Origin of the sequence: Kordiimonas sp. SCSIO 12610 (genome assembly GCF_024398015.1) — a bacterium.
Lineage (GTDB): Bacteria > Pseudomonadota > Alphaproteobacteria > Sphingomonadales > Kordiimonadaceae > CANLMI01.
Genome location: NZ_CP073747.1, coordinates 2,079,861 through 2,091,738, shown reverse-complemented (window position 1 = coordinate 2,091,738; position 11,878 = coordinate 2,079,861). Strand labels below are relative to the sequence as shown.

Annotated in this window: 10 protein-coding genes; 1 reads left to right on the top strand and 9 read right to left on the bottom strand. The window is 48.1% G+C overall.

Annotated features, from left to right (window positions below):
- Positions 1 to 2 precede the first annotated feature (2 nt).
- Complete coding sequence (locus KFF44_RS09725; protein WP_255933765.1) at positions 3 to 1,283, top strand: hypothetical protein; 1,281 nt, start codon at positions 3 to 5, stop codon at positions 1,281 to 1,283.
- 37 nt (positions 1,284 to 1,320) lie between these two features.
- Here KFF44_RS09725 and KFF44_RS09720 read toward each other — a convergent pair whose 3' ends face one another.
- The 9 genes from KFF44_RS09720 to parE form a co-directional block, all read right to left on the bottom strand.
- Positions 1,321 to 2,067: an SDR family NAD(P)-dependent oxidoreductase gene (locus KFF44_RS09720; protein ID WP_255933764.1), complete on the bottom strand. Its 747-nt coding sequence runs from the start codon at positions 2,065 to 2,067 to the stop codon at positions 1,321 to 1,323.
- Positions 2,068 to 2,083: 16 nt separating this feature from the next.
- Positions 2,084 to 3,565, bottom strand: coding sequence for an amidophosphoribosyltransferase (gene purF, locus KFF44_RS09715; protein WP_255933757.1), 1,482 nt, complete (start codon positions 3,563 to 3,565; stop codon positions 2,084 to 2,086).
- A 114-nt stretch (positions 3,566 to 3,679) separates the two neighbouring features.
- Positions 3,680 to 4,363 carry a CvpA family protein gene (locus KFF44_RS09710; RefSeq protein WP_255933755.1) on the bottom strand — a complete coding sequence of 228 codons (684 nt, stop codon included), beginning with the start codon at positions 4,361 to 4,363 and terminating at the stop codon, positions 3,680 to 3,682.
- A 53-nt stretch (positions 4,364 to 4,416) separates the two neighbouring features.
- Positions 4,417 to 5,787 (bottom strand): DNA repair protein RadA, encoded by a 1,371-nt coding sequence (gene radA, locus KFF44_RS09705; RefSeq protein WP_255933753.1) that lies wholly within the window; start codon positions 5,785 to 5,787, stop codon positions 4,417 to 4,419.
- Between the two features lie 37 nt (positions 5,788 to 5,824).
- Positions 5,825 to 6,604 (bottom strand): ABC transporter ATP-binding protein, encoded by a 780-nt coding sequence (locus tag KFF44_RS09700; RefSeq protein ID WP_255933748.1) that lies wholly within the window; start codon positions 6,602 to 6,604, stop codon positions 5,825 to 5,827.
- Positions 6,604 to 7,386, bottom strand: coding sequence for an ABC transporter permease (locus KFF44_RS09695; protein WP_255933746.1), 783 nt, complete (start codon positions 7,384 to 7,386; stop codon positions 6,604 to 6,606). Before KFF44_RS09695 ends, KFF44_RS09700 begins: the two co-directional genes overlap by 1 nt.
- An 85-nt stretch (positions 7,387 to 7,471) precedes the next feature.
- Entirely contained in the window at positions 7,472 to 8,257 is a 786-nt protein-coding gene (locus KFF44_RS09690) for an enoyl-CoA hydratase-related protein (protein ID WP_255933745.1), read from the bottom strand.
- A gap of 118 nt (positions 8,258 to 8,375) precedes the next feature.
- Positions 8,376 to 9,611 carry a DEAD/DEAH box helicase gene (locus KFF44_RS09685; protein ID WP_255933744.1) on the bottom strand — a complete coding sequence of 412 codons (1,236 nt, stop codon included), beginning with the start codon at positions 9,609 to 9,611 and terminating at the stop codon, positions 8,376 to 8,378.
- Between the two features lie 176 nt (positions 9,612 to 9,787).
- On the bottom strand, positions 9,788 to 11,764 hold the full coding sequence (gene parE / locus KFF44_RS09680) for a DNA topoisomerase IV subunit B (RefSeq protein ID WP_255933743.1): 1,977 nt from the start codon (positions 11,762 to 11,764) through the stop codon (positions 9,788 to 9,790).
- Positions 11,765 to 11,878 lie beyond the last annotated feature (114 nt).

Below are 11,878 nucleotides of genomic sequence, written 5' to 3'. Positions count from 1 at the left end.
TTATGCAGCGACCCCTATCTTTCATTGCCATCTTGTTTATACTGATATTTAGTTCGCCCAATCTTCAAGCGGATATCGATGAAGCGCGTGCGATAAAATATCTTGAAGAAGTTCAGAAAATCTGTAGGGCCGATGAAGAGAAGCTATGGGGGATTGATTTTTGCCGCCATACGCTTTTCATAGATCCGAGCGATCGAAGTGTTTTGGGATATGACTTGCGCCGAAATGGGCCGATTGACCCCAGTAAATTCACGCGCGGTTATTGGCCTGATGATCGCCCGATATCTAATACCACGCGTTTTTGGAAACGACGTCAGTGGGCGACGATCGTATGGCCACCAAGAGGTGATAGTGTTCGCCGTAGCGCATTGATTTTACATGAAAACTTTCATGGCATTCAGGGTATTTTACCCTTCCGGGTCGGCAGGCCGCTAAACACAAACCATCTTGATGATCTACCGGGGCGTATGTCGCTGAGGATGGAGGTGGCAGTTCTTGCGAAAGCTATTGTGGAAGATGATGCGGAAGCACGCAGAGAGCTGGCGCAGTTGGCATATGAAATTCGCACTAAGCGGTTAGCGGGTGATGAGCGTGCTGTTCGCGCAGAACGATATTGGCAATTATATGAGGGTATTCCTGAATATACAGGCCACAAGCTTACGAAAGCAGGCGATGAATTTGCCCGATTTATTGCGGACCGGATGCCTGACCTTGTAGCGCGTGAAACCTACGCTCATGACTTTGCTTATTTCACAACACCTGCGTGGGGTATTTTGCTTGATAAAGATAATCCAGGATGGCGGCAGAAGTTTACTGGGCGTTTAGATCTCGCAGATACATATGCGGATGCCTTGAGAATTGATAAGCGGACGATCAGTGATGATGAGTTCGCGCGATTGTCGGCACCTTATGGCTACACGGAAGCGATGGCATTTGAAACGACGCGGCAGGAGGTACTGGATGCTGAGCGTGCTGGATACCGCGCACGCTTTGTCGAGGGTAAGGTTCTGGTATTAACCGCGAGTGGTTTCCGTATGGACCCAAGCACAATGGTATCGCTCGGCAGTGATGGCCGAGTGTTTCAGGAAATGGAAATCTCTGATGATTGGGGTAGTTTGTATGCGACAGGTGGCGCGATGATGGGGCCACGGCCACCATGGATTTATGTGGAAGCGGTTGAAGAGAACGGCAACCTAGTGCTCAAGAATGATAAATGGGAACTAGAGTTAAATCCAGGTTGGAAGATTGTTGGGCACGAGCGCGGCTACACTGTTTCACGATGATAAAACAGTGTATTACGAGTAGCAATTAAAGTAACTTCTAAGAACGTTTAATGCCTGCCCAGTCATAAAAGCTGACAATCTCGCCCTGTTTTTCACAGGTTGATGCAGCGAGCTCTAAAAACAAAGGCGCGATCTGATCACTGGTTGGAAGTGTGCTTGGGTCTTCGCCGGGCACGGCCTGCGCCCGCATGTGTGTGCGGATAGGGCCAGGGTCGATCAAGTTTGCTTTTACATTATTTATCGAACACTCAGCAGCATAGGTTTTCACAAGATGCTCGACTGCAGCTTTGCTGGCACCGTACGCGCCCCAATGTTGCTTGTTTTTGGCAGCGGCACCTGATGTTACAAAAATTGCACGGCCCGCATCAGAAAGCTTTAAAAGCGGGTCCATCGAGCGGATAAGGCGCCAGTTTGCTGTCACGTTAACGGCGAAAACCTCATCCCAATCTTTTGGTGCAACGTGACCAATGGGTGATATTGGCCCTAGAACACCTGCATTCCCAACAAGAATATCCAGTTTGCCCCAACGCTCGTAGATCATACCGCCCAAACGGTCAATCATATCGCCTTGTTTAAGGTCAAGTGGCGCGATGGTGCAATTTGAACCAAATTCTCGAATACGATCATCCAATTCCTCAAGTGCACCCTGCGAACGATTGCGAGCAACGGCAATAATATCGGCACCCGCTTCGGCGAATTTAAGCGCAACTGCGCGGCCGATGCCACGTGAAGCGCCAGTTACGAGGGCCAGGCGGCCTGCAAGAGGTTTGGTTTGATCAGTCATGTTTATTTTTCTCTGTTTATGACCCTGTCGAGGCGATCAGGTTTAGCTGATCTTTGTCATCTTCTTTTTCACTTTGGTCAGTCAGGAACGTTGGATATTCGCCAGTGAAGCAAGCGTCGCAGTGTTTGGGGCATTGCTTGTTTCGGCCTTCGGCTTCACCGACTGCGCGGTAAAGTCCATCGATTGTCAGGAAAGACAGCGAATCTGCATGAATATGCTCGCACATGGCATCCACATCCATACGTGCTGCCAATAGTTTCTGGCGCTCTGGAGTATCCACACCGTAATAGCAACTATGGGCTGTTGGTGGGGATGCAATCCGCATATGCACTTCGGTTGCACCTGCTTCGCGCACCATATTCACAATTTTCATTGATGTTGTCCCGCGAACGATGGAATCGTCAACAAGGACAACACGCTTGCCTTTGATGTGCCAATGATTGGCATTGTGCTTTAGCTTAACGCCAAAGTGTCTGATTTGATCGCTCGGTTCAATGAAGGTCCGGCCTACATAATGATTGCGGATAATGCCAAGCTCAAATGGAATTCCTGATTCTTGTGCATATCCTATTGCGGCTGGCGTACCTGAATCGGGCACAGGAATGATGACATCAGCGTCCACTGGGTTTTCACGGGCGAGCTCTGCACCGATACGCTTTCTAACTTCATAAACGCTCATACCGTCCATGAAACTGTCAGGGCGTGCGAAATAGACATGTTCGAAAATACAGGGACGGGGTTTATTCTCTGGAAATGGTTTTAGGCTCTCGATGCCTTTTTCCGTGATGATAACCAATTCGCCCGGTTCTATATCACGAACATATTCAGCGCCAATGATATCAAGCGCGCATGTTTCAGAGCATAGGATATAGGATTTATCGAGCTTGCCAAGAACAAGAGGGCGCACACCAAGCGGGTCACGTACACCAATAAGCCCTTCGCTTGTTAGGGAAACAAGCGAGTAAGCCCCTTCAAGCTGCCGCAGGGTATCGACAAACCGGTCCAGAAGTGTCCTGAAGGTACTTGTTGCAATCAGGTGAATGATCACTTCCGTATCAGATGTTGACTGAAAAATAGAGCCGCGGCGAACGAGAGATTTACGAAGATGGTATGCGTTCGTAAGATTACCATTGTGGGCAACGCCGAAGCCGCCAGATGCAAACTCAGCAAACAAGGGCTGACAGTTCCTTAGCACTGTATCGCCTGTTGTTGAATATCTAACATGGCCGATTGCTGCATCGCCTGGTAACTGATCAATCACATCCTGACTTGTGAAATTATCGGCAACATGGCCCAAAACACGTTTCGAATGGAATGTTTCACCGTCATAGGTGATGATGCCTGCGGCTTCCTGGCCTCTGTGTTGGAGCGCATGCAGACCGAGCGTACAGTGTGCTGTAGCATCGGGTGTGCCAAATATGCCAAAGACGCCGCATTCCTCCCTTAATTTATCATCGTCAAAAGGGTTCGTGGTCAGCGAGGTCTTAAAGTCGGTCATAACTCATCCTGCAACTATGTTGGCCGTATGATGCACGATATATCTTCTGTTGACGGATAAGCCCAGAAGAAAATTACCTTACACGTATTTTTGTTGCGTGTTTAATAGCAGCTTTTAATTGTTGTTACCGCTGTCATCCTTATTATCACGCTCATCTGATACGTCAGAAATTAGGTCCTCAAGATCTTTGCGTTGATCCTTAAGGTATTTTGCAGCTGCTTGTTCTGCCTGATCGGTTAGAAATTGATTTGGGATAGCTTTCGACGCACGGTCTATATAATCATTCCCGATGGTTTTAGTATCTTCACCGAGCATGCGCTGCGCGAAGCCTTCAACCATATTTGCACCCCACGCAACAAGTGGCCTTGTTTCCGCATTCTGGACCCAGTCGGGCGCGTTGTCTTCGTTAAAAATCTTGCTAAATCCCAGATATGCAATGGATACAATCACCATCCCACGGAGAAGGCCAAATAAGGCACCAAGCGAACGATCAAGTAAGCCAACAGGGCTGTCTTTCACCATGCCGCCAACCCATTCAGCAATCTGTTTCAATAGAAAAAGAGACAGGAAGAAAATCGCTGCTAAACCAATGATGTCAGCAAGTTCAGGTGGTGTTATATAGTCGCGGATGTAGGGTTTCGCGAGCGTAAAACCAAAAACTGTGGCGAATAAGGAACCAATCCATGCACCAAAGCTGAGCGCCACGGTGGTAAAACCGCGCCCAAATGCAAAGAGTGTTGAAAAGCCAATGATGACCAGAACAGTAATATCAAACGCGGTCAGAGTTTCTATTTCCATTAAGTCTTTCCTCAAATAAAGGCATCAATCAGTGCTTTTCTTCCTGATCTTCTCTAATCTAACTGATCAGGGATAAATATGGCAACTAAATCGCTTACTTTGGCAATATGTTCCTGTTTGATATCGCTTGTGATGCTTTTTTTGCCCTTGGGGACAATGGCCTTAGCAAACCCGAGTTTTGAGGCTTCTTTAAGGCGTGCTTCGCTTTGTGCTGCGCCGCGGGTATCACCTGAAAGGCTGATTTCACCGAAAATGACGGTCTCCTCGGGCATGGAAACTTGTGCAAGGCTAGAGACGAGGGCAGCCGCAACCGCCATATCAGCCGCAGGCTCACTGATTTTAAGGCCGCCTGCAACATTCAGATAAACATCGCAGCCTGCAAGGCCAAGCCCTGCACGCGCGTCAAGAACCGCGAGTACCATCGCAAGACGGCCAGAATCCCACCCAACAACTGCACGGCGTGGATTGGCGGCAGACGTTCGCGCGACCAGTGCCTGTATTTCCACGAGAACAGGGCGGGAGCCCTCTAACCCCGCGAAAACAGCCGAGCCGGGTTCTTGCGAGTTATGATCAGACAGGAATAGTTCTGAAGGGTTGGTAACTTCGGATAATCCACCGCCTGTCATTTCAAAGACACCGATTTCGTCAGTACCGCCAAAACGATTTTTTACAGCACGCAAAATTCTAAATTGGTGACCGCGATCACCCTCGAAATACAATACCGTATCAACCATATGTTCCAGAACGCGGGGGCCTGCAATTTGACCGTCCTTGGTAACGTGGCCAACGATTAGCATCACAGTGCCCTTGCGTTTCGCGTAACTGATAAGCTCGTGGGCGCACACACGTACTTGTGTCACTGTGCCGGGGGCAGAATCGACATGATCGGCAAACAGCGTTTGGATCGAATCGATAACAACAACCTTTGGCGGTTTGCCGCTATCAAGCGTCGTTAGGATGTCACGCAGGCTGGTTTCGCACCCTAGGCGTAAGGGGGCACCTGTTAGGCCAAGCCGTTTGGCCCGCATTTGCACCTGTGCGGTTGCTTCCTCGCCGGAAAAATATATGCAATCTTCGCCTTTTTGCGCGAGTTTGCCAAGCGCCTGCAAAAGGATTGTGGATTTTCCGATGCCCGGGTCACCGCCGATTAAAATTGCACTGCCGGGTACCAAGCCCCCGCCGAGTGCGCGGTCAAACTCGCCAACGCCAGTTAAAATTCTGGGTGCCTCAACTGGTGGTGTGTCCAGCGAAACCAGATCAACTGTTCTGCCTTTTTTCTTGCTTAGCCCTTTTGGTGAACCGGAAACGCTCGCCTGTTCTTCTTCTAGGGTGTTCCATTCGCCGCAATCATCGCATTTACCCTGCCATTTGGAGTAAACGCTGCCACAGTTACTGCATACAAAACTTTTAGTTTGTTTTGCCACTTGGTCACCTCAAACGGTTAGAGACGAGATTCAGTTGCTATGCCCTGAACAGATCCATTTTAATTGGGCCTTGAGCACTTCCATGGATGAACTGGTCAACATATTCATTTCCGGAATGATCTATATCTTTTTTCGGGCCATGCCAGATAATTTTACCCTGATACAGCATTGCGATATCGTCCGCAATTTTGCGTGCACTCGCCATATCGTGGGTGATTGTCATGGTTGTCGCACCAAGGTCCTGCACACATTCAACAATCAGATCATTAATGACATCGGCCATAATTGGGTCAAGACCTGTTGTTGGTTCATCAAAGAAAATAATTTCAGGCTCTGCGGCAATTGCACGGGCAAGGCCTACACGTTTTTGCATGCCGCCTGATAATTCCGCGGGGGATAAGTCGCCAACGTCTGGGGTTAATCCAACGCGGCGCAGCTTTTCAATGGCGATTTCTTTGGCATCCTTTTTATTGAGGCCCTTGCCCTGAATAAGACCGAAAGCGACATTTTCCCAGACCAGAAGGCTGTCAAACAGCGCTGCCCCCTGAAATAGCATGCCGAAGCTTGCAAGAATTTTCTTGCGCTCGCGGTTGCTCATTGTTGTTGTTTCGCGGCCATCGACTTGGATCGAACCTGTGTCAGGTTGCAATAATCCTAGCACGCATTTCAGTGTCACTGATTTACCAGAACCGGAGCCGCCAATAATAACCAGTGATTTTCCGCGATTGACCGATAAATTAACACCGTCCAGGACTTTTTTCGCCCCAAATTTTTTATGAACATCCCGAAGTTCAATCATTTTGTCTTGTTGGTTCATTATGATGCCCCCCCGAAGACGATGACGGTAATAATAAGGTTTGCAAGCAGGATGGTTATGAATGCCGATACAACGGCGTTTGTTGTTGCTTTACCCACACCTTGGGCGCCGCCGCGGCTATTATATCCATGGTAACTACCCATAAGGGCAATGATGAAACCAAATACGCCCGCTTTGACCATGGATGAAATTACGTCACTTTGCTCTAGAAAGTCTGATGTAACCTGTAGGTATGTTGACGCGTTCAGGCCAAGTCTGCCGGTTCCAATTATGTACCCACCAAGAACGCCAATTATATTTGCCACGAGCACAAGGACCGGAAGCGTGATTGTTGCTGCTAAAAGACGCGGTGCAATCAAATATTTAAAAGGATCGGTTGATAAGGTAACGAGGGCATCAATCTGTTCGGTAACGCGCATTGTCCCTAATTCTGCCGCCATGGCGCTCGAAACGCGGCCCGCCACCATTAATCCACCGAGTACGGGCCCAAGCTCGCGTACAATTGCGATTACAACAACTCCGGGCACCACACTTTCCGCGTTAAAACGACTACCGCCAACAAATATTTGCTGTGCGAGGGCAGCACCAGTGAATAATGCAGTTAAACCAACTACCGGAAGGCTATTATAACCAATAAGCCACATTTGACTGAGTATAGACCGCCAGTAAATTGGTGGCGTGATAATGCTCATCAGGCTTTGACCTGTGAAGGTTGCGATGCGACCAACTTCAGCAAGCGCTGACAAAAAAATGCGACCAATAATGGCTAACGGATTAGGCAAGGTGAAACCCTATCGATTGATATGATACAAATATCGAAAACACATGACCTAGATAGCCTTAAACCATGGAAAAATAAAGGCGATATCAACAACCTTTGAACAGGGCTTTACGTTTTTCGAGAAATGCGCTGATACCTTCGCGTGCGTCCCCTGATTGACTTGCCATTCTTTGCACTAGCGCTTCGGCCTGTAGCTGATCCGAGTATCCATTTCGGGAGCTAACAGCCGTTAGTTTTTTAATGCCGGCGTAGGCGAGGCTGGGGCCGTTGGCAATTTTCATGGCCATATTGCGAGCTGTGGGTATAAGGTCTTCATCTTCAAATACCTCATAGATCATGCCCCAGTCTTTGGCTTTCTCGGCAGGAACCTTCTCGCCTAGCATCATGATTGCCTTTGCCCGGGCTTCACCAATTAATCGAGGTAGCAAATACGTGCTGCCTGCGTCAGGGCATAGGCCAATATTGACAAAGGCCTGAAGGAAATAAGCGGATTTCGCTGCAACAACTATGTCAGCAGAGATGGCAAGGCTCATGCCTGCACCAGCGGCGACGCCGTTTACGGCGCTGATTACGGGGATTTGCAAACTCATGAGTTCCAGCATTAGTGGATGATATGTGTCGATCAGGTTTGCGCCTGCATCCCATGAAGTATCTTTGTCTTCGCCCAAATCCGCGCCAGAACAGAACCCTTTTCCTTCGCCGGTAATCATTAGGGCACGGATCCCTGATTTCGGGTTGCTAATATGACGTATGACCTGAAGGATTTCTTCCTTCATCTTATTACTCAGGGCGTTTAAGGCTTGGGGGCGATTGAGGGTTAGAACTGCCAGATTTTGATCGAGTTCAAGACAAATAGTTTCATAGTCTGACATAAAAAGCTCCCAAATGACGTATCTTCATAAATAATGAAATTGATTAATACGATCATTAGACTGAGAGAATAGTATTCTGTCAAGAAATCAGCGAAGCTTTGATATTGATAAGCTTATGTTATTTGCTTTTGTTCAATACTGGTTTTGTGAGGAAAGCAGGCATACATGGCCCCATTCCTACAAAAGGCTTCATCGGCAGATCATCAGCAGCCAGTTTCGGTTTTGGCGGCGTAAGATCAAGCGTTACACGCGGTAACTTTTCGTCGGCCATTTTCTCAATCGCTTCAACATATTTATTGTCGTCGCGTGATTTGGTGGCGATAGTGAATGCTGTTCCTTCGCGGCCAGCGCGGCCTGTTCTGCCAATGCGGTGAACATAATCTTCGGCGTGGCTGGGTACGTCAAAGTTGAAGACATGACTTACATCAGGCACATCAAGCCCGCGTGCTGCAACATCAGAGGCTACGAGTAACTGGATAGCATTTTCCTTGAAATCCGATAAAACGGCCAAGCGTTCGCGTTGTTCCATGTCACCGTGCAGCTGCCCAACACTAAATCCGTGACGGGCAAGGGAAGCATAGACTTCCTTTACATCGCGTTTTCTGTTGCAGAAGATAATGCCGTTTTTAACGTCTTCTTCTTTGATCAATTTTCTGAGCGCTTTGCGTTTTTCACGCGGTCCAACCGTCACAAGTGATTGCTTGATTGTCTTCGCGGTTGTTGACGCACGCGCGACCTCAATTTTTCTTGGGTCATCAAGAAACTGATCTGTAAGGCGCTGAATTGGTGGCGGCATTGTCGCCGAGAAGAAAAGTGTTTGATGCTGTTTTGATATTTTTTCGCAAATCTTCTCAACGTCCGGGATGAAGCCCATGTCAAGCATACGGTCTGCTTCATCAACCACCAGAATATCAATACCAGTTAATAATAGTTTGCCGCGTTCGAAATGGTCCAACAGGCGGCCAGGTGTCGCGATTAGTACATCGACGCCGCGATCAAGTGCCTTTTCCTGATCCGCAAAGTTCACGCCGCCAATTAATAGCGCCATAGAAAGCTTATGGTTTTTGCCGTACTTTTCGAAATTCTCTGCGACCTGAACAGCAAGTTCTCGAGTGGGCTCAAGGATCAAAGAACGAGGCATGCGCGCACGTGCTCTGCCTTCAGCAAGAATATCAATCATAGGAAGGGTGAAAGACGCAGTTTTACCTGTTCCTGTTTGTGCGATACCTAGAATATCGCGGCCCATTAAAACCTGAGGGATTGCTTGCGCCTGAATAGGTGTTGGTTCCGTATATCCGGCATCAGCCACAGCTGATAATGTTTTTTCACCAAGTCCGAGGATATCAAATCCCATAGGTTTCCTGCCATTCTTTTCTATTAATTTGCGCGCAGCATAGGTTTAATACGCGTAAAGTCAATCGGGGATATCAGGAAATATAGGCTTAAATACTGATTTTGCCGTCGATTGCGGCTTGAATGGCACAATCGACGATTTTGTTTGCTATGGGCCCCATATGTTTACCCATAAATTTACAGGTCTAGCGTTTCCATATCGGCAGAGCTATCGCGGATAAATTCAAAGCGTTTCTCTGGTTTCTTGCCCATCAGATTGTCAACCAATGTTGTTGTCTCTGCGCGTTCCGCATATTCTTTCGGTAATGTAACCCTTAGAAGCGTGCGATTTGCAATCGCCATTGTTGTTTCCTTGAGTTGGGCAGGGGGCATTTCACCAAGGCCCTTAAATCGGCTGATTTCAACCTTGCCTTTGCCCGAGAACTCGCTTTCCATAAGCTCGTCCTTGTGATTGTCATCACGGGCGTAGAATACTTTCCCGCCCTTGGCTAATCTGTATAGGGGCGGCTGCGCGAGGTAAAGTGCGCCGTCTTTCACAAGTTGGGGCATTTCCTGAAAGAAAAATGTCATGAGAAGGGTGGCGATATGCGCGCCGTCAACGTCCGCATCGGTCATGATGATGACTTTTTCATAGCGAAGAGCATCGCCGTCATAGTGATCACGGACACCACACCCTAGCGCCTGCATAAGGTCCCGAATTTCCTGATTGGCGGCAATTTTATCCCGTGTTGCCGACGCGACATTCAGGATTTTACCGCGAATAGGAAGAACCGCCTGGGTTTTACGGTCCCGCGCCTGCTTGGCTGAACCGCCCGCAGAATCACCCTCCACGATATAGATTTCAGTGCCTTCCGGGCTTTCGCTACTGCAATCGGTTAGTTTGCCTGGAAGGCGAAGTTTCCGTTTGCCGACAGCTGTTTTGCGTTTGATTTCGCGCTCTTGCTTGCGGCGAAGACGCTCTTCAAGGCGTTCCAGTGCCCAAGTAAGAAGGCCATTTGCGCGTTCAGGATGGTCACCTAACCAGTGATCAAAGGCATCCCGAATGGCGCTTTCGGTTAATCGGTGGGCATCAGGTGTTGATAGTTTGTCCTTTGTTTGACCTTGAAACTGCGGGTCGCGAATAAAGACCGACAGCATCGAGCATGATGAACCACAAATATCATCAGCCGTTAACTGTGCTGCTTTTTTATTGTTTGTAAGCTCACCGTAGGTTTTGAGGCCCTTTATAAGCGCGGACCGAAGACCATTTTCATGGGTTCCCCCCTGAGGTGTCGGGATGGTGTTACAATAACTGCTTGAAAAACCATCGCCAAACTCGGGCCAGTGAAGCGCCCATTCAACCTGACCTTGTTCGTCAGGGAATTTAACAAAGCCCGAAAAAGCGTCCTCTGTAACACAGGTGCGTTTTTTCATTGTTTCAGAGAGATAATCAGCAAGGCCGCCCGGGAAGTGAAGGGTTGCTTCTGTCGGTGTTTCATCACCGTCTTTGATCATGCCTTCAGGGCAATTCCAGCGTATTTCAACGCCTCGGAACAAGTATGCTTTAGAACGAACCATTTTATAAAGACGATTCGGTTTTAAAGCGGCCTTTTTACCAAAAATTTCATGGTCAGCGAGGAAGCTGATTTTCGTACCGCGCCGGTTTTGGACGCTACCTTTGTTTTCAAGTTTACTGGTTGCAAGGCCACGCGAATAAGATTGTTCATAGAGTGTGCGATCACGAGCAACCTCGATTTTCATCCATTCGCTGAGGGCGTTCACAACGGAAATCCCCACTCCATGAAGTCCACCGGATGTTGCATACGCGTCTGAGTTAAATTTACCACCTGAATGTAAGGTTGTTAAGATTACTTCAAGCGCTGACTTGCCCGGATATTTAGGATGGGGGTCTGTTGGAATGCCGCGTCCGTTATCGCCAATGGTGATCGAACCATCTTCGTTTAATTCAACGGTGATACGATTTGCATGGCCCGCGACAGCTTCGTCCATCGAGTTATCAAGGATTTCCGCCACAAGGTGATGAAGCGCATTTTCATCGGTGCCACCGATATACATTCCAGGGCGTTGACGCACTGGCTCCAAGCCTTCTAGAACTTCAATATCTTTTGCGGAATAGTCTGTTTTTGTTTGTGAAACTTCGAAAAGATCGCTCATCTAATACCCTTGAAAAATCATAATTTATACTTGGTTAGTATAGGAAGCAGGTAGCGTCAAGTAAGTCTATATGTGGTTGCAATATTGCAATTTATATCAATATATAGTATTGCT

Bases quoted from the DNA above. Each gene is read 5' to 3' on its own strand.
- KFF44_RS09725 (WP_255933765.1), top strand. From the start codon at position 3: ATGCAGCGACCCCTATCTTTCATTGCCATCTTGTTTATACTGATATTT.
- KFF44_RS09720 (WP_255933764.1), bottom strand. From the start codon at position 2,067: ATGACTGATCAAACCAAACCTCTTGCAGGCCGCCTGGCCCTCGTAACT.
- purF (WP_255933757.1), bottom strand. From the start codon at position 3,565: ATGACCGACTTTAAGACCTCGCTGACCACGAACCCTTTTGACGATGAT.
- KFF44_RS09710 (WP_255933755.1), bottom strand. From the start codon at position 4,363: ATGGAAATAGAAACTCTGACCGCGTTTGATATTACTGTTCTGGTCATC.
- KFF44_RS09700 (WP_255933748.1), bottom strand. From the start codon at position 6,604: ATGAACCAACAAGACAAAATGATTGAACTTCGGGATGTTCATAAAAAA.
- KFF44_RS09690 (WP_255933745.1), bottom strand. From the start codon at position 8,257: ATGTCAGACTATGAAACTATTTGTCTTGAACTCGATCAAAATCTGGCA.
- KFF44_RS09685 (WP_255933744.1), bottom strand. From the start codon at position 9,611: ATGGGATTTGATATCCTCGGACTTGGTGAAAAAACATTATCAGCTGTG.
- parE (WP_255933743.1), bottom strand. From the start codon at position 11,764: ATGAGCGATCTTTTCGAAGTTTCACAAACAAAAACAGACTATTCCGCA.